This window comes from Pseudoalteromonas pernae (assembly GCF_039831865.1).
Lineage (GTDB): Bacteria > Pseudomonadota > Gammaproteobacteria > Enterobacterales > Alteromonadaceae > Pseudoalteromonas > Pseudoalteromonas pernae.
Genome location: NZ_JBDODM010000004.1, coordinates 243,534 through 260,033 on the forward strand (window position 1 = coordinate 243,534; position 16,500 = coordinate 260,033).

The window sequence follows — 16,500 nt, forward strand, 5'->3', positions numbered from 1 at the left end:
AGCCAAAACGGGGTGATCTGTGGTGTGCTTTTCTGCTAAAATCTGCGCCTAATTTTTTCTAAGTGAATTTGCAATGGGTAAAAACGTCGTTGTATTAGGCACCCAATGGGGTGACGAAGGGAAAGGGAAGGTTGTTGACCTTCTTACAGATAAAGCATCTTTAGTAGTACGCTACCAAGGTGGTCACAATGCTGGTCACACGCTAGTGATCAATGGTGAGAAGACCGTACTGCACTTGATCCCATCGGGTGTACTGCGTGACAACGTTAAATGTATCATCGGTAACGGTGTTGTACTTGCTCCAGACGCATTAATGAGAGAAATCGGCATGCTTGAAGAGCGTGGCGTACCGGTGCGTGAGCGTCTTCTTATTTCTGAAGCTTGTCCGCTAATCTTGCCTTACCACGTAGCACTTGATGTGGCGCGTGAAAAAGCGCGTGGTGCCAAAGCTATCGGTACGACTGGTCGTGGTATCGGTCCTGCGTACGAGGACAAAGTTGCTCGTCGTGGTCTACGTGTAGGTGATTTGTTCAACCCAGAGCAATTTGCTAACAAGCTTCGCGAGATCCTTGAGTACCACAACTTCACTCTAGAAAATTATTACAAAGTTGAGCCTGTTGACTTCCAGAAGACATACGATGACGCAATGGCTGTGGCTGAAATCCTTAAAGCAATGGTTGTTGACGTTACTGAGATGCTTGATCAAGCGCGTGTAAACGGCGAGAACATCCTGTTTGAAGGTGCGCAAGGTACACTTCTTGATATCGACCACGGTACATACCCATATGTAACGTCTTCAAACACGACTGCTGGTGGTGTGGCGACGGGTGCTGGTTTTGGCCCGCTAAACCTAGACTACGTATTAGGTATCGTTAAAGCATACACAACACGTGTAGGTTCAGGTCCATTCCCTACAGAGCTATACGACGGCCTTGATAAGCAAGACCCAGTTGGTAAGCACCTAGGTGAGAAAGGCCACGAGTTCGGTGCGACCACAGGTCGTCTACGCCGTACTGGTTGGTTTGATGCAGTGGCTATGCGCCGTGCAGTACAAATCAATAGTATCTCTGGTTTCTGTATGACTAAGCTAGACGTGCTTGACGGTGTTGAAACTATCAAGATCTGTACTGGTTACCAGCTAGAAGATGGCACAGTGACTAACGTAACGCCACTTGCAGCTGAAGGTTACGAGAAAGTAACACCAGTATACGAAGAAATGCCAGGTTGGAGCGAGACGACATTCGGCGTAAAACGCGTTGAAGACCTACCAAAGGCAGCGATTGATTACATCAAGCGTATCGAAGAAATCACAGGTGTTCCTGTTGATATCATCTCAACAGGTCCAGACCGTGTTGAGACGATGATCGTACGCAACCCATTTGGTGAGTAATCACTGACTGTGTTGAAAAAAGCTGCTTCGGCAGCTTTTTTTGTGCCTAAAAGCTCAAACTTTGGCACTGCATTTGCTATAAAAACTATACTAATCGTATGAGTGTCAAAGGAGCGTTATGCGTTTTTTACTAACCAGTTGTGTACTTCTCGCCTCTGTACTGGGCGCAGCTAAAGCCGCCGAGCCTATCGAAGCGGTGCAACTGTACACCCAAGATGAACTGGTGAAGCTGATTCGTAAAAATGCGCATTTAAAACGCGTTAAAGACGACGATTGCCAGTTGGTGCAAGATATTGCCGCTCGGGCCAGTAAGATGGAGCTACCAGCCTATCAGTTTCTATACGGTGATATGCTCGCTTACAACGTGTGTGTTGAGCGTGACGTAGAGTTAGGCGTGTATTATATGCGCCAAGCCGCAGAGCAAGGCCTTGCTGAAGCATTAGAGCAATTGGGGCGCTATTACGACACAGGCAAATTGGTGCAGGCCGACAAAGCCATGGCGATTATTTACTTGCGCGAAGCTGCGGCACAAGGCAGTTTGCCGGCGCAGTTGCGCTTAGTGAAGCTCTATAACAGCGGCTATGGTAGCCCGCAAGATTATGAAGATGCGTATCGTTGGCTGTTTCATTCAACCGTTGTTGATAAAGCCACGCACAAGCAAATCAGCCAACAGTTGGCTGCATTGGGTAAGAAAATGCCAGATTCAGTGGTTGCCAGAGCACGATTGCCGCTAGATAATTAAACTTTAACAGTAATTTGCTGTTGCCTTTGGGCTATATGGGTTAAAATAACAGCATAAATCATAGTTTAAGATAGTGAATGACCAAACAGGATCCAAACCTCGAAAGAGAACAGGAAAAATACGAAAACCCCGTCCCCAGCCGAGAATACATTCTCGACCACATAAAGAAACGCTCTAAACCCGCCACTTTTAGCCAACTTTGCAGTGAGCTTGATGTGTATGAAAGCGACCGTCAAATTGCTTTCAAACGTCGTCTTCGTGCCATGGAGCGCGAAGGGCAGGTACACTTTAACAAGCAAAAATGTTATGTCATCCCCGATGATGACGGCTTAGTGAAAGGTAAAGTGATCGGCCATCGAGATGGTTTTGGTTTCTTACAAGTAGAGGGTGAGCCAAAAGATTGGTTTATCGCTCGTCATCAAATGAATGCAGTACTGCATGGTGATGTGGTGTTAGCTAAAGCAGCATCACGTGGGCAAGGCGGAAAAGTTGAAGCGCGTATCGTCAAAGTACTAGAAGGTGAACGCGCGCCGATTATTGGTCGTTATTTTGTTGAACATGGCATGGCTGTTGTGGTGCCTGAAGACCCGCGCATTACCCAAGATATCATTATTTTACCAGGTGCTGAGAAAGGTGCACGGCACAATCAAATGGTGCAAGTGCAGATCACTCAGAGTCCGACTCGTCACATGAATGCGGTGGGTAAGATTACGGAAGTACTCGGCGAGCATTTAGCCCCGGGGATGGAAATTGAGGTCGCACTTCGTAACCACGAAATTCCCCATCAATGGCCTGAAGAAGTAGAGCGTCAAGTAGCCCCGTTGGGTGAATTTGTTGAAGAAAAAGACAAGCAAGGACGTGTAGATTTACGTCATTTACCCCTTGTGACCATTGACGGAGAAGATGCCCGCGACTTTGATGACGCAGTGTTTTGTGAGCGCAAAACCTCTGGTGGTTGGCGCTTGTGGGTGGCGATTGCTGATGTTTCTCATTACGTACAAAAGAATTCACCACTTGATAAAGAAGCGATTAATCGCGGTAACTCGGTGTACTTTCCAGAGCAAGTGATCCCGATGCTGCCCAAGGTGCTCTCTAACGGCTTATGCTCGTTAAACCCAAGGGTTGACCGCTTATGTATGGTTGCAGAAATGACCGTGTCAGACTCGGGCAAGTTGTCTGGCTATCGTTTCTACGAAGCGGTAATGAATTCACATGCACGTCTTACATACACCAAAGTGCACGCTATTTTAGAGGGTGACGAGCGCCTGCGCGAAGAATACGCACCATTAGTGGGTCACTTACAAGACTTACAGCAAATGTATATGACACTCAAATCGGCACGTCAGCAACGTGGTGCTATTGAGTTTGAAACGCTAGAAACACGCTTTGTCTTCAATGCTCACCGCAAGATTGAGTCAATTGTGCCTGTTGTGCGCAATGATGCGCATAAGCTCATCGAAGAGTGCATGATTTTAGCCAACGTCGCAGCTGCACGTTTGTTGGAAAAACACGAAGCCAGCGCGCTTTATCGTGTACACGATGAGCCAGACGCAGAAAAAATGTCACACTTTAGGCAGTTCTTAGCGGAACTCGGTGTAGAAAATCCATTTGGTGAATCACCAGAGCCTGGTGAGCTGACGTCAGCACTGGATAAGTTGGCCGAGCGCCCAGAGATTGAATTAATCCAAACCATGTTGCTGCGCGCGATGAAACAAGCAGTGTACCAAGCAGATAATATTGGTCACTTTGGTTTGGCATTACCAGCGTATGCGCACTTTACTTCGCCAATCCGTCGTTATCCGGACTTGGTTGTGCACCGTGCTATTAAGGCGATTTTAAAATCCCAAGGCCAGCAAACCAGTGGTGAGTATGCATACACCCCTGATGAAGCCGACCAGCTTGGCGAACAATGTTCGATGACCGAGCGCCGCGCTGACGATGCCACGCGCGAAGTGGCCGATTGGCTTAAATGCGAATACATGCAAGATCATGTGGGCATGCAGTTTGGTGGGGTGATTTCATCTGTTACTAACTTTGGCGTGTTCGTGCGGTTGGATGACTTACAAATTGATGGCCTAGTGCATATTGCCAGTTTAGGTAATGAGTACTATCACTATGATGGTGCCAAACATTGCCTAGTGGGTGAGCACACCAACAAAGTGTATCGCATGGGCGATAAAATCCGTGTTCAGGTTGCATCCGTATCATTGGAAGACCGTCGCATTAACTTGTCGCTTGCCAGTGATAGCGAAGACAGATACAGTCGCCGCCGCGTGCAGCCATCTGTGCGCGAGCAGTTAAAGTCTGGTGATATTCCCGGCAAGGCGAAGAAGCCTAAATCAGGATCACGAGGCCCAGCTAAATCAGGTGATAAACCGCACGGCAAGTCGGGCAAGGGCAAGTTCAAAAAGAGCGCTGACAAAGACAAAAAGGGGGCCGTGGCGAAAAAAGCCAAGGCCAAGAAGGCAAAGAAAAAGTCTCGTGCAGGTAAAAATGCGCGCAACAAAGCAAAATAGTAGAGAGTGTTTGTGAGTAACGAACTAATTTTTGGCTTTCACAGTGTTGAAGCCATTCTGAGTAAAGAGCCGGAGCGCTTTTTAGAGATCTACGCACTAAAAGGACGCGAAGATAAGCGTCTCAATGAGGTGATTAATCAAGCGCGTAAGTTTGGTATTTCCATTCAGTTTATGCAGCGTAAAGCCCTCGATGACAAAGCTAAAGGTGAGCAACACCAAGGTATCATCGCCAACGTGCGAGCGGGTAAGCAATACAGCGAAAAAGATTTAGATGACATCATCAAGCGTGAAGAAACGCCATTTTTACTGGTCCTTGATGGTATCACTGACCCGCACAATCTAGGCGCATGTTTACGTAGCGCTGATGCGGCGGGTGTACACGCGGTGGTTGTGCCCAAGGATAAGTCGGCAAAGCTCACCGCGACAGCACGTAAAGTGGCCTGTGGTGCAGCAGAAACTGTGCCGTTAGTGCAGGTTACTAACCTTGCACGCACGTTGCGTGAGATTAAAGACGCAGGCGTGTGGGTGGTGGGCACCGCTGGTGAAACAGACACGACTTTGTTCGAAGCAAACCTCACTGGCCCTATCGCAGTAGTGATGGGGGCAGAAGGTGACGGCATGCGCCGTTTAACTCGTGAACACTGCGATGTGCTGGTAAAAATTCCGATGGTTGGCACTGTGTCGAGCTTGAATGTGTCGGTGGCAACGGGCATCAGTTTGTTTGAAGTACTTAGACAACGCGCATAATACCCAACATTCGCATGAAGCCCGCATTATCGCGGGCTTTTTTGTGCTTGCGACGCACAAATTAAGTTGATTAATTCATCAACAATACGTAGAATACGCGCTCATTTCGACCTTTTAACTTTAATTCCTTGCCTTAAACCGAGTGGTCGAAACGGTGGAAGGCTATATTAACCGTAAGGAATACCCATGCGTCATTACGAAATCGTATTCATGGTTCATCCAGATCAAAGTGAACAAGTAGCTGGTATGATCGAGCGTTATACTGGTTCAATCACTGAAGCTGGCGGTAAGATTCACCGTCTAGAAGACTGGGGCCGTCGTCAACTGGCTTACCCAATCGAAAAGCTTCACAAAGCACACTATGTTCTAATGAACGTTGAAGCACCAACTGAAGTAATCAACGAGCTTGAAACTTCTTTCCGCTACAACGATGCAGTGCTACGTAACCTAGTTATGCGCACTAAAGATGCAGTAACTGAAGCTTCTCCTCTTGCTAAAGAAGAGAAAAAAGAAGCTGCTGAAGCTTAATCGTTCTGCGTGGTTGTAATGGCTGATACGCCAAGTGAGCTAGCGCTCAACTTAGTCGAACTAGGTGGCATTATTTGTAAGGCCCCTAAATTCAGTCAGAGCCCAGCCGGTGTGCCACACTGTATCTTTGTGCTAGAGCACAGGTCAATACAGTTAGAAGCCGAGCTTAACCGACAAAGTTATGTTCGTATTCAAGTGGTCGCAAGCGGCAAAGAGCATCAACCTGCAACACAATATTTGCAAGTTGAGCAACAAGTACGAGTTAGGGGATTTTTAAATCGCCACCAAGGCCGAAATGGCCTCAGTCAACTGGTATTACACGCTCAGCAAATTGAAAGAATTAATTGAGGAAAATACTCATGGCACGTTACTTCAGACGTCGTAAGTTCTGCCGCTTCAAAGCGGAAGGCGTACAACAAATTGATTATAAAGATCTAGCTACTCTTAAAAACTACGTTACAGAAAGTGGCAAAATCGTACCTAGCCGTATCACAGGTACTAGCGCTAAGTATCAGCGTCAGCTAGCAACCGCTATCAAGCGTGCTCGCTACCTAGCCCTTCTTCCATACACTGACTTACATAAGTAAGCAGCGGATTAACTGTTTTTAAAAGGTGTAGAGACATGCAAGTTATTCTACTAGACAAGATCGCAAACCTAGGTGGCCTAGGTGACCAGGTTTCAGTTAAATCTGGCTTCGCACGTAACTTCCTTTTCCCAAAAGGTAAGGCAGTTCCTGCAACTAAAGCTAACATCGAAACTTTCGAAGCACGTCGTGCTGACCTTGAAGCTAAAATCGCTGAAGAGCTAGCAGCTTCACAAGCACGCGCTGAAAAACTTGAAGCACTTGCAGAAGTGACTCTTGTTTCTAAAGCAGGTGACGAAGGTAAACTATTTGGTTCAATCGGTACTCGTGACATCGCTGACGCGATCTCTGCAACTGGTATCGCTGTAGCTAAATCAGAAGTTCGCCTACCTACCGGTACTATCCGTGAAACAGGTGAATTCGACGTTGCAATCCAGGTTCACTCAGAAGTTACTGCAACTATCAAAGTGATCGTTATTGCTGAAGCTTAATCGCTGATTAGCTTTATGTGAAAAACCGCGCCAAGGCGCGGTTTTTTTATGCCTGCTGTAGGTCGGTGCTTTGCGCCGACAAAGATGTTTGAGGGTAGATTTTTGTCTGGCCGCCGACACCGGCTTAGAGGAAATGCTTGTCCATTTCCTCTAAGAACTCCTAGGACACCCGTGATTCGCCAATGCTTACGAACTCAGGTTTTTGTTAAACGCTGCGTTTAGTCATCGAGACGATTTAACAGCACATCCCTGTACTGGTAAATCTAGCTCGGCGTCGTGCCTCGCTCTCAATGACACACTGCACAACAAAACCTGATTTCTGCAGCGCGAATCAAAACGGGAAATTGGGCTGATACATCAGAGCTATTCGGTCAGATTTAGCGTGGTTATTGCTTCGGTTGGGTCAGATGTAAAATTCAAGACCTGACCCCTTAACCGTATTTCTTGCTAGGTATAGCGCACCTTTTGGAATATTAGCAGTCATCCATCAAGTGCGGCTCAGGCTAATTGTGATACATTTATTAAAATGCACAATGCAAGACTTGATCCCTTTCCTACTTTAATTATCAAAGTGCTCGATCAGAGATAAACAATTTATCTTTGGGTCAGCCAGCGGATACAAAGTATCTATTTCCCTTATTCTTGGAGCTCTTATGTTATCAACGTATAGTTTCCCCCTAGCAACTAAGAGCTTCCCTGTACATTTCTCAACAAACTCGTCCGTTTTAGCTCCTCTATACGGCATTACTATATAATTTTCTTTGAAGCTCCAAGAAAACTCATCGTTAGCAAAAAATGTTCCTTCTGCATAATAACCTTTAAATACGACTTCACTGTTTTTATAACTATTTAAGTCTCCAAAAATAGTATCAATAGTCAGGATTCTCTCTTGATTCTCTGAGTTGACAAAACATGGAAGAATTAAAAAAGAAAAACATATAAGGCCAACTTTTTGAACCATTAGTTCCCTCCGGGAGCATCAAATTTATATATTGTACGCCTGTCATAAAAGATCGAATTAACTTGAACAGGTACGCCTACTTGCTTGTATCTGAGTTATTTCTTTGCGTTTTTTCTGATGCATGGTGGTAAAGATATTGAACATAAAAATACAATAGAAATAAACTGATAAGACAACCAAGGAATACTATTGGGTATTTATCAGCTGATAAAAATGCTGTTGTGCACAGAACTACAGCTACTAGTTTGTAGGTGATCTTTGCTTTTAGGCTGATAGCGTTTCTTGCGGCTATGCGTTTTTCAATTATCTTCATTTTTTCTAATATGCTATGGCCAGCAGTCGCATGGGAGGTCGGGTAGGTCGCAGTTTTTTCCTCTACCCGTGCAGCTGGCGACGTCGCAGGCCGCTGATGGGTCGCAGCAGTCATAGCTATTGTCTTTCTTTTTGCGTTTATTTTGATCTTTTTGGGTGTTTAGTTGTAGCGTGACATAGGCGCTTTTACAGGCGTACATTCGTGCTTTGATATTTGGATATCCACGCCAAATTCCTTGCTGTTTTACAATTTCGAGTACTGCGTTAGAGCAAGATGCTCCTTTGTGCAGGCAGGCATGCGCACAGCGAAACCCTTTGTAGGGAGAAATAAAGCGCTGGTAAAAACGTATTAAAACAATTGCGAGGAAGTTCATCTTAGAGTCTAATCCTCTTCTTGGTAAGACTCAGAGATAGCGACAGCCTTTTGATATGATGCCAAGTTATCAAATAGTGTGTAATTTCTGACTTGTTCCCATGCTACAGCGCCTAATTGGTTTGCATCCCAATTAGATTCAGATGCTCCCTCAGGGATGATGCCAACGATAAAAAGTCGACCTGCTTGGACTTCAAATTTAGGATCTACTAAATCGTGACTACAATCAGAATCAACCAATCGCATTGAGATACATTTGCCGCTGAAATCTGGCATATATTCCTTATCCATTTACTCGGTCCCCTGAGTTATTAAGAACTTTGAGCTTTAGATTACCTGCGATTAATGTAAATTCCAATTGCCGTATTTTCTAAAACTCAGATCTCTATTTGAGCTCGATGTGTCAGTGATTGCCCCTTGCGTTTGCGTTGAGCCAGATGGTGTTGGTATCAAAACGAGGCACTCCGTTGTTTCAAGCACACTGCACAACAAAACCTGATTTCTGCAGCGCGAATCAAAATGGGGTAGAGCGATACCTGTGGGTTTGGTTGTCTACCTGTTGGTAATTCTAATGTAGGTTGGTGCTTTGTGCCGACAAAGATGTTTTTGGATAGTTCTTGTCGCGTTGGCGACGGCAACCAAAGAGGGAGTGATTCGACTCCCTCTTTGGAAACTCCGCGAACCCGTGATTCGCCAATGCTTACGAACTCAGGTTTTTGTTAAACGTTCCGCTTAGCTTTCAACACGGTTTAACTCGTCGTCCTGACTCGGTAAACCTAGCTCGATATCCCTATCTCGCTGTCTCAAGCACGCTCCACAACAAAAGCCGATTTCTACAGCGCGAATCAAAACGGGAGAAGGTGATATCTGATAGTGTTGAATATCTGAATATGCCAACGCCTCAGTTAAAAGGCAAAATTTGGTTGGCTATAATGTGAAGCGGAGCGAAACCAGCCAACTGAATTTTGTCCGCTTTTAAACTGTTTGTTAGGTTGAAACAGCTGCATACAACCATGAAAAAATAAAATACACCGGAACCGCAACAAAACATGAAGGAATTAAAGGTAGCATAAGTACCACTAAGTTATATGCTGCAAACGTGTTTACAGTTTGATCTCTAGAGCCATGAGCATAAAAGAAGCCATCTGTAGCATCTCTGTTTTTAACTACTTTATAGCCCTTATCGAATTCCGGTGCATTAGCAGAAACAGCTTTATACATATACTTAAATAGCGGTAAACAGATAAATGCCCCAACTAAAACTGAAATAAAAGCTATACCCAAATGCAATGTTCTCTCCTTGAAACCTAACGCCCACTAAGGAGCGAGTAATAGTAGGCTAAAATGTGTAGCGAAGCGAAACCGAGCCAACTGTTACGAGTCCCGTTTCAGTGGTTTGTTATGTGAAATTACACGTTCTCCATGAAAATTCCACCTGATTTGCATAGTTACTTCAGATATAGGCTGTGAAATAAATTCCTGAACTTTATCACAACGTACTACAACACCATCGGTGCTTAGAGGTACAAGTTGACCAGTCCAAGCTGAGCAATTAGCAATTAGTTTTTTTTCTTCTGAATACGCCTCAAATTCAACCGCCACACTCTTCCAAGTACTACTACCTTTGTTACTTATAACACCTGAAATCTCTATCACTTCCCCCATATCTTTATAACTTTGAATGCTGAAATATAAATCATGACTCGGGTCATAATACATATCAGGAATATCACTTAAAAACAGTTCATCAGAGCTTATTGTCATCGACTCTCTTAACTGCCGCGCCTTTTCCATAGCATCTTCGAAGTCATTCAATCGATCTTTTTTACTTAGGTGATAGTGTGCTTCATCAACAATAGATATTCCCAGACCTAAAAGAACACCAATACCTAAGTATTTAAATACTGACTTCACGAATTTATCCCTTTCACATAACGCCACCATATGGGGCGCACAAATGCTTGGCTAAAATTAGCGACGAAGGAGCGCAAGCCAAGCGTTTTGCGTCCTATTACCATAATGGTCTTGTTATATTTGCGTTGCTCCATCGAGGTACTCAGCAATTAACTTTTTGTTTTGTTCATTTAAACGGGGCATGGAGCATTCAGCTAGCCATAGTTTCGCTGTTTTTCCACTGCTATCTTTTAAACTAGGTTTAGCTCCATTAACAACAAGCAATTTTACTATATTTGGGTAACCAACAGTGACGGCTCTGATTAGAGGCGTTGTATCCGAATAACTAGAATTCAAATCAACACCAGCTTTTATGAAAAGGGAAACAATGTCTTCTGCCCCGCATTGGATTGCCATAATCAAAGGCATTCCATTTGGGTTTGCTCCAGCGTCAAGCAACTCTTTAGCTGATTCGAGGTCACAGTCAGCAGCTTGAATTAATGCATCATTCAATTCCCTTTGATTCAAAACTTATCCTCGATTCTGATTGCAAATATAACGCCCAGTTAAGGGGTGAAGCACGCAATACCGATGTTACAGCATGGCACTTCAACACCAAAACCACTGCATAACAAAAATGCCACGCGTGCTGAATCCCTCTTAAACTGTTTGTTATAACTACGATTCCTCCGGAGTGCAATTTTCACAATGTTCTTCTATCAAATAACCACTGCAAGAATCACAAGGCTCCATGTCAACAAAGCCACCTTCCTGACAGTAGTAGCATTTACGCCACAAACAAACTCCAGCTTGGTTAGTTTCGTCGTAAACCAATGAAGGTGCTCCACACTCTGGGCAAATGTGGTATTCCGTGGATAATATATTGATGTCTGCGAGCTCATAATCACACGATATACAGTATGTATAAATTGGGTAAGATTCACCTTCATAAATTATAAAGTGATGATGTTCTTCGCAGGACGGGCACATTCCAATATAAAAACCATCTCCGATTTTTACGTTTAAAAACGAATTTTCAAACCTAAAGATCCGTTCATTGATTGTGTCTAGAGTTATCCCATTTTGCTCTACACTATAAGAGCCTGCTTGTACGATTTTAAACGCTGGCTTTATCACTTTTAAATAAAGCTCAATCAGGTTCTTTGTTAGGTCTTCAGGTGAAACTTCAATTGCAAAATGTTGGATTTTATTTCGTTCGATTGCAGACCTATCCAAGACTTTGATATTGCTATTTAAAAAAACTTCAGGGTAATGTTTTCGTAGTTCTTGACCAATACCACGAATATCAATTGACTTACATTTATACAATTCATCCATTGTGGGATTGAGTGGACTTACACAATGCTTGAAAAGTGAGTTCTTATCAAAGATTGTAATTGGATCGATTAATACTAAAACTTCTTTGAGTATTAACTCCGCTCCCTGAAACAAACACAATAACGCATGTTTATATGCACTGTTACACTTATCATTTTCTGCTTTAGTTAGAAACTGTAAACCCTGCTCTATGGAGTCTAAGGAGTTTTCTATCAATGTGAATTTAATCATAATTCCTACTAGTAGTTATAACGCCGCATTAAGGCGTGAACAACGCGATACACAACGGCTACCGCATTGCGCCTTAAACACAAAACTCGACGCAAACCAAAACTGCCATGCGTTGTGAATCGCGCTTAAATGCTTTGTTATACGCCCAACGCTGAAACTACGATTTTAAGCCAAGCCCCACTTTGTAAGCACGAATTTTTATGTGTATTGATGCACTTTTGCGAGACTAAGACATTCAGCGATTTTTGATTGAAGCGCACTTGAAACACACAACACCAAAGAAAACAGAGCTTCAGCAAGCACGTAAGCTTTTGGGCAGACTACTTGATAGAGCTGAGTTTCAACAAACACTACCGCGTCGAATTTGAGCCTGAAGGCTTCGGGAAGATTACCTGATGATTTAACGAAAACACAAGGAAATACAAAGTGATGAACCACAAGAAAAGGTGACTTTGACACAAGAAATAATCAGCAAAACTCACTCTGCGTATAACGCCCGCATAATGGGCGGATTAAGCTTGGCTAAAATTAGCGAAGAATGAGCGCAGCCAAGCTTTAGACGTCCATTCATTAATGCGTTTGTTATATGGCTATTTGCTGTCTAGCCAACATTTAGAAAATACTATGTCATTAGAGTTGGAAACAATGAGCTTGTGAACATAATCTAAACCATGAACAGGGGCTGGGTCTTTACCAACCATATACACAGTATTAGATGAGGCAATTAGTTTTTCATTAATACTTACCGATGCTTCATTTTTTAACAATAAGCCTTCGAATAACCCTTGGTAACCCGCCATAACATGAATTGCTTTATTTAACTCTTGCCCTTTCAATGCTTCTGTCGCGATCCAAAGGTTTGAATGATCCACAAGTTTGTTTTTCGGTAATTCAGACAAGCTATTAATTATGTATTCTTTAGCACTTTTCAAATAAGGTTTATGAGTTGCCATATTACCATCAACAAAATTTATCGCTTTTGAAACAGAGACAATAACTTTTGAGTTGTTAGTTTTATAGAAAATTGCAGGTAGTTCATAAGATACGGGATGGCTTAAATTGGATTTCCATTTAACAGGGTACAGATTTGACTCGCAAGGGTCAGAGTCGGCATAAACTAAGCTAGAAGCTAAAAATACCATCAAAATTAAAAATTTATGCATACTTTCCTTAGCCATATAACGCCCGCATAATGGGCGGATTAAGCTTGGCTAAAATTAGCGAGGAACGAGCGCCAGCCAAGCTTTAAACGTCCATTCATTAATGCGTTTGTTAGGTGCTGATTAGTAATATCTGCATCGAGAACTCTCCAAAGCTTTCACTTCAGGCTGTTCGTATATTATTTCATTCAAAGCATTCTCCAATACAGTGATACCAAAGCAAGAATGCCTTCCTATGAGCTTTTCATCACCCTCACTATATAATTCCAGCTCAAATGGGTAACTACTTACACATATTTTTTCAACTTCTTCGCCTGTATCTTTATCAACAATTAATGATTGCTGATAAGAATCCAATGCAGCCTTTACTATCTGCCGAATCTGTAATTCTGTTAAGTTCAATTTAACAGTTATTTGCTTTTCTTTCTCACTACAAAAGTGCCGGGTGAGTATTCCTGTTTTTGAGTTATATAAATCAGAACCATTCTTCAGTTTTATATACGTTTTATTAAAAGTGCTTGAGCATGAAAATAAAACCAACATTGTCAAAAGTAGGATAAATCTCATTTAGCACCTAACAACTTATTAGTGAGACCTTGTAAGGTAGGCTACCTTGCAAGCTTGGTGAAAACAATAGATTAGTGAGTGTCCGTTACCTGCACTCTAAAACTAATCCATCAACATTAGAAGACGCATGAAATTAACTCGGTGTATCAGCTAAATCCCCTTACATTGCATCTGAAACACGCTACGAGAAGAGTAATCGCCCTTTGGACTAAGGGCGAAAACATGCCTAGGGCATGGACGCCCTATGCATGTTGGTTACGTTCACTTCTCGTGGCGCGTTGAGGAAATTATGCAATGTTGGGGCGCCTCGGGGTTCTTAGGGGCGGTTGGCGTAAACCGCCCCTAAGGTGCCGTCGTCACCGCGACAAGAGCTCACTTCAAAGTGCCGTCGTCACCGCGACAAGAACTCAATTCAAAGTGCCATCGTCACCACGATCACCCAACTTTCAAACCCAGCCAAAAATCCCACTCCTTGCCTTTGAAAAATAGATTAAAAATTTTTTTAAAAGCATTTAAACCCTTTGTACTTTAGTGCGCGTCTAATACAGTAACAAAGCAAATAACAACAACAGGATGACGCAGATGTTGGTTAATGCCGAGCAGGCATTCTCACAAACACAAACGGCGCAGCAAGAGCACGACATCATCAGTAAAGCCCAGCAGGGTGACCAAGATGCCTTTTATGCTCTGTATCAAAGCCACGTGAAACGTGTCTATGCGCTCTGTCTTCGCTTAGTGGCTGATCATGCGCAAGCGGAAGATGTGACACAGGAAGTGTTTGTGCAGTTGTGGCAGAAGATCCACAGCTTTGATGGTAAATCACAATTCAGTACGTGGTTGCATCGGGTAGCGAGCAACATTGCTATTAGCTACCTGCGTAAGCAAAAGAACTGGATTCAAAAAGTCGTCAGTACTGAAGACACAGGCATGGAGCATGAGCAGGTTGCTCAATGCCAAGAGCTCAACGGCCTTGATAAGTTGATAGTGCGTTTACCAGAGCGAGCAAGACAAGTGTTTGTGCTGCATGCGGTGGAAGGTTATCGCCATGAAGAAATTGCACAAATGATGAATATGGCGGTGGGGTCTTCAAAATCCCAATACCACCGCGCACGTGGGTTGTTACAGGAGTGGTACGAGAATGAGTAAGCCAAACTTCGAACAGTTTTTAGATGAGCAACTGCAATCGCAGCAAGAAGAAATCAGCCCAAGTCGTGATTTATGGCCGGGTATCGAGCATGCGATTAACTTGCAGCAAAGCGCCCAGCAAGAAAAAGCAAAGCGTAATTGGGCGATGCCGGCATTTGGCACGGCGGCTGCGGCGGTCTTAGTGGCGTTGGTTGGCTTGAACATGCCGATGCAGCAAGACAACACCCAGTTTGCGCTTATCAGCGATGCTTATGAGCAGCAAAAACAAAGCTTATTGGTGCAGTACCAGTCTCAACCTGCACTCACCGATAACTGGAAGGCGCAACTTGCTGAGCTAGAGCAAGCTGAAAAAGCCATTAAAGACGCTCTAGAAGATGACCCAAATAACCGCGCACTGCTTGGCATGCTTGCGCAAGTGTATCAGCAACAACTTGATTTAATTAATAAAGTGCATTCACCCAAACAAAGCACTGTATTACAGCATATTTAGGAGAACGACATGAAAGCATTAGCATATACCCTAGCATTGGTGCCTTGTTTAGCATTAGCCGGTGAAAAAATTGACGAACAAATCTCGGTTCCAGCGGATGGTCGTATTTTTATCGACAACCAACGTGGTGACATCATCATCAAAGGGTGGGACAAAGCGAGTCTGCAAATCAAAGGCGAACTGGATGACAAAGCAGAAGGTTATACCTTAGAAACCCGTGGTCAGCGCACTGACTTTATCGTAAAAATGCCGAAGAAATATAATAGCGGCTGGGGATGGGGGAACGACGACGATAGCGATGGCTCAAAACTCACCATCTATATGCCAATGCAAAGTGCGTTGAGCTTAGAGGGCGTAAACGTTGATGTTGATGTTAGCGAGCTGACCAATGAAAGCCGCATTGAAACAGTAAATGGTGACATCGACGCGAAAGACCTATCAGGCAAACTGGTTTTTGAGACAGTAAATGGTGATGTCAGCGGTAAAAACCTTAAAGGTGATATTCGCTACCAAACGGTTAATGGTGACATCGATGATGTTGATTCTGAAGGTCAGTTGCGCATGACATTGGTTAATGGCGATGTGACCAGTAGCACGAAATCAGAAGACATTCGTTTTGAGAACGTTAATGGTGATTTAACGCTGCGTGCTCAGACTTTAGGTAGCCTTAAGCTAAATACCGTAAACGGTGAACTTGAAGTGTATGTGCAAGAGCTCAAAGCAAACGCACAAATTCGCGCAGAAAGTGTGAGTGGCGACTTTGATTTGTATCTGCCAACGGATGTTTCAGCACGCTTTGATTTAGAAGCACACGCTGGTGGCGATATCCGTAATGAGTTGAGCAAAGATAAAGCGGTAGAAGCTAAATACGGCCCAGGCGAAAGCCTAAGTTTCACCCTTGGCCAAGGTGAAGCAGAAGTGGAAGTGACCACCATCAGTGGCAACACAAACCTGCGCAAATACAACTAAATTTGCACCTTAATTGCACAGCAACTCCCAACTTTGCGGGCCCTTGGCCCGCTTCTTTTTTA

The 16,500-nt window shown here is 43.8% G+C and carries 21 protein-coding genes; 11 read left to right on the plus strand and 10 right to left on the minus strand.

The genetic code is table 11. The features are described from left to right. The first annotated feature begins 73 nt into the window (after positions 1 to 73). From V1358_RS11370 to rplI, 8 genes are all read left to right on the plus strand, one after another. Positions 74 to 1,390: an adenylosuccinate synthase gene (locus V1358_RS11370; protein ID WP_347391165.1), complete on the plus strand. Its 1,317-nt coding sequence runs from the start codon at positions 74 to 76 to the stop codon at positions 1,388 to 1,390. A gap of 118 nt (positions 1,391 to 1,508) precedes the next feature. Beyond that, positions 1,509 to 2,132, plus strand: coding sequence for a tetratricopeptide repeat protein (locus V1358_RS11375; protein WP_347393605.1), 624 nt, complete (start codon positions 1,509 to 1,511; stop codon positions 2,130 to 2,132). A 77-nt stretch (positions 2,133 to 2,209) separates the two neighbouring features. Next, the gene (rnr, locus tag V1358_RS11380) at positions 2,210 to 4,648 is read left to right on the plus strand and encodes a ribonuclease R (protein ID WP_347393606.1); all 2,439 of its coding nucleotides are present in this window, start codon (positions 2,210 to 2,212) and stop codon (positions 4,646 to 4,648) included. 12 nt (positions 4,649 to 4,660) lie between these two features. Next, positions 4,661 to 5,395 carry a 23S rRNA (guanosine(2251)-2'-O)-methyltransferase RlmB gene (gene rlmB, locus V1358_RS11385; protein ID WP_347391162.1) on the plus strand — a complete coding sequence of 245 codons (735 nt, stop codon included), beginning with the start codon at positions 4,661 to 4,663 and terminating at the stop codon, positions 5,393 to 5,395. Between the two features lie 186 nt (positions 5,396 to 5,581). Then, positions 5,582 to 5,923: a 30S ribosomal protein S6 gene (rpsF, locus tag V1358_RS11390; RefSeq protein WP_105187948.1), complete on the plus strand. Its 342-nt coding sequence runs from the start codon at positions 5,582 to 5,584 to the stop codon at positions 5,921 to 5,923. 18 nt (positions 5,924 to 5,941) lie between these two features. Then, positions 5,942 to 6,271: a primosomal replication protein N gene (gene priB / locus V1358_RS11395; protein ID WP_347391161.1), complete on the plus strand. Its 330-nt coding sequence runs from the start codon at positions 5,942 to 5,944 to the stop codon at positions 6,269 to 6,271. 11 nt (positions 6,272 to 6,282) lie between these two features. After that, positions 6,283 to 6,510 carry a 30S ribosomal protein S18 gene (gene rpsR / locus V1358_RS11400; protein ID WP_010386263.1) on the plus strand — a complete coding sequence of 76 codons (228 nt, stop codon included), beginning with the start codon at positions 6,283 to 6,285 and terminating at the stop codon, positions 6,508 to 6,510. A 35-nt stretch (positions 6,511 to 6,545) separates the two neighbouring features. After that, on the plus strand, positions 6,546 to 6,998 hold the full coding sequence (rplI, locus tag V1358_RS11405; RefSeq protein WP_347391160.1) for a 50S ribosomal protein L9: 453 nt from the start codon (positions 6,546 to 6,548) through the stop codon (positions 6,996 to 6,998). A 559-nt stretch (positions 6,999 to 7,557) separates the two neighbouring features. Here the strand turns inward: rplI and V1358_RS11410 are convergent. The 10 genes from V1358_RS11410 to V1358_RS11450 form a co-directional block, all read right to left on the minus strand. After that, positions 7,558 to 7,959 (minus strand): hypothetical protein, encoded by a 402-nt coding sequence (locus V1358_RS11410; RefSeq protein WP_347393607.1) that lies wholly within the window; start codon positions 7,957 to 7,959, stop codon positions 7,558 to 7,560. Positions 7,960 to 8,035: 76 nt separating this feature from the next. Next, complete coding sequence (locus V1358_RS11415) at positions 8,036 to 8,386, minus strand: hypothetical protein (RefSeq protein ID WP_347393608.1); 351 nt, start codon at positions 8,384 to 8,386, stop codon at positions 8,036 to 8,038. Next, positions 8,286 to 8,645: a membrane protein insertion efficiency factor YidD gene (yidD, locus tag V1358_RS17770; protein WP_440589886.1), complete on the minus strand. Its 360-nt coding sequence runs from the start codon at positions 8,643 to 8,645 to the stop codon at positions 8,286 to 8,288. Before yidD ends, V1358_RS11415 begins: the two co-directional genes overlap by 101 nt. An 8-nt stretch (positions 8,646 to 8,653) precedes the next feature. Next, a complete protein-coding gene (locus V1358_RS11420; protein ID WP_212547245.1) occupies positions 8,654 to 8,935 on the minus strand; it encodes a hypothetical protein in 282 nt (93 codons plus the stop codon). A gap of 696 nt (positions 8,936 to 9,631) precedes the next feature. Continuing rightward, positions 9,632 to 9,934: a hypothetical protein gene (locus V1358_RS11425; RefSeq protein ID WP_347393609.1), complete on the minus strand. Its 303-nt coding sequence runs from the start codon at positions 9,932 to 9,934 to the stop codon at positions 9,632 to 9,634. An 84-nt stretch (positions 9,935 to 10,018) separates the two neighbouring features. Continuing rightward, entirely contained in the window at positions 10,019 to 10,558 is a 540-nt protein-coding gene (locus tag V1358_RS11430; protein ID WP_347393610.1) for a hypothetical protein, read from the minus strand. 114 nt (positions 10,559 to 10,672) lie between these two features. Beyond that, complete coding sequence (locus V1358_RS11435; protein ID WP_347393611.1) at positions 10,673 to 11,065, minus strand: ankyrin repeat domain-containing protein; 393 nt, start codon at positions 11,063 to 11,065, stop codon at positions 10,673 to 10,675. Positions 11,066 to 11,215: 150 nt separating this feature from the next. Continuing rightward, positions 11,216 to 12,106 carry a hypothetical protein gene (locus V1358_RS11440; RefSeq protein WP_274026000.1) on the minus strand — a complete coding sequence of 297 codons (891 nt, stop codon included), beginning with the start codon at positions 12,104 to 12,106 and terminating at the stop codon, positions 11,216 to 11,218. A 590-nt stretch (positions 12,107 to 12,696) separates the two neighbouring features. Beyond that, a complete protein-coding gene (locus tag V1358_RS11445) occupies positions 12,697 to 13,284 on the minus strand; it encodes a hypothetical protein (protein ID WP_347393612.1) in 588 nt (195 codons plus the stop codon). Between the two features lie 105 nt (positions 13,285 to 13,389). Then, positions 13,390 to 13,833 (minus strand): hypothetical protein, encoded by a 444-nt coding sequence (locus tag V1358_RS11450; protein ID WP_347393614.1) that lies wholly within the window; start codon positions 13,831 to 13,833, stop codon positions 13,390 to 13,392. Between the two features lie 582 nt (positions 13,834 to 14,415). On the opposite strand from V1358_RS11450, the gene V1358_RS11455 reads away from it, so the two are divergent. The 3 genes from V1358_RS11455 to V1358_RS11465 are packed head-to-tail and all read left to right on the plus strand — an operon-like array spanning position 14,416 to position 16,438. Next, positions 14,416 to 14,979: an RNA polymerase sigma factor gene (locus V1358_RS11455; RefSeq protein WP_347393753.1), complete on the plus strand. Its 564-nt coding sequence runs from the start codon at positions 14,416 to 14,418 to the stop codon at positions 14,977 to 14,979. Next, complete coding sequence (locus V1358_RS11460; RefSeq protein WP_347391159.1) at positions 14,972 to 15,469, plus strand: hypothetical protein; 498 nt, start codon at positions 14,972 to 14,974, stop codon at positions 15,467 to 15,469. Before V1358_RS11455 ends, V1358_RS11460 begins: the two co-directional genes overlap by 8 nt. A gap of 9 nt (positions 15,470 to 15,478) precedes the next feature. Continuing rightward, on the plus strand, positions 15,479 to 16,438 hold the full coding sequence (locus V1358_RS11465; RefSeq protein ID WP_347391158.1) for a DUF4097 family beta strand repeat-containing protein: 960 nt from the start codon (positions 15,479 to 15,481) through the stop codon (positions 16,436 to 16,438). The last annotated feature ends 62 nt before the right edge of the window (positions 16,439 to 16,500 follow it).

Excerpts from the sequence above, each read along its gene's own strand:
- V1358_RS11370 (WP_347391165.1), top strand. The coding sequence starts at position 74 with ATGGGTAAAAACGTCGTTGTATTAGGCACCCAATGGGGTGACGAAGGG.
- V1358_RS11375 (WP_347393605.1), top strand. The coding sequence starts at position 1,509 with ATGCGTTTTTTACTAACCAGTTGTGTACTTCTCGCCTCTGTACTGGGC.
- rnr (WP_347393606.1), top strand. The coding sequence starts at position 2,210 with ATGACCAAACAGGATCCAAACCTCGAAAGAGAACAGGAAAAATACGAA.
- rpsF (WP_105187948.1), top strand. The coding sequence starts at position 5,582 with ATGCGTCATTACGAAATCGTATTCATGGTTCATCCAGATCAAAGTGAA.
- priB (WP_347391161.1), top strand. The coding sequence starts at position 5,942 with ATGGCTGATACGCCAAGTGAGCTAGCGCTCAACTTAGTCGAACTAGGT.
- rpsR (WP_010386263.1), top strand. The coding sequence starts at position 6,283 with ATGGCACGTTACTTCAGACGTCGTAAGTTCTGCCGCTTCAAAGCGGAA.
- rplI (WP_347391160.1), top strand. The coding sequence starts at position 6,546 with ATGCAAGTTATTCTACTAGACAAGATCGCAAACCTAGGTGGCCTAGGT.
- V1358_RS11410 (WP_347393607.1), bottom strand. The coding sequence starts at position 7,959 with ATGGTTCAAAAAGTTGGCCTTATATGTTTTTCTTTTTTAATTCTTCCA.
- V1358_RS11415 (WP_347393608.1), bottom strand. The coding sequence starts at position 8,386 with ATGACTGCTGCGACCCATCAGCGGCCTGCGACGTCGCCAGCTGCACGG.
- yidD (WP_440589886.1), bottom strand. The coding sequence starts at position 8,645 with ATGAACTTCCTCGCAATTGTTTTAATACGTTTTTACCAGCGCTTTATT.
- V1358_RS11420 (WP_212547245.1), bottom strand. The coding sequence starts at position 8,935 with ATGGATAAGGAATATATGCCAGATTTCAGCGGCAAATGTATCTCAATG.
- V1358_RS11440 (WP_274026000.1), bottom strand. The coding sequence starts at position 12,106 with ATGATTAAATTCACATTGATAGAAAACTCCTTAGACTCCATAGAGCAG.
- V1358_RS11445 (WP_347393612.1), bottom strand. The coding sequence starts at position 13,284 with ATGGCTAAGGAAAGTATGCATAAATTTTTAATTTTGATGGTATTTTTA.
- V1358_RS11450 (WP_347393614.1), bottom strand. The coding sequence starts at position 13,833 with ATGAGATTTATCCTACTTTTGACAATGTTGGTTTTATTTTCATGCTCA.
- V1358_RS11455 (WP_347393753.1), top strand. The coding sequence starts at position 14,416 with ATGTTGGTTAATGCCGAGCAGGCATTCTCACAAACACAAACGGCGCAG.
- V1358_RS11460 (WP_347391159.1), top strand. The coding sequence starts at position 14,972 with ATGAGTAAGCCAAACTTCGAACAGTTTTTAGATGAGCAACTGCAATCG.
- V1358_RS11465 (WP_347391158.1), top strand. The coding sequence starts at position 15,479 with ATGAAAGCATTAGCATATACCCTAGCATTGGTGCCTTGTTTAGCATTA.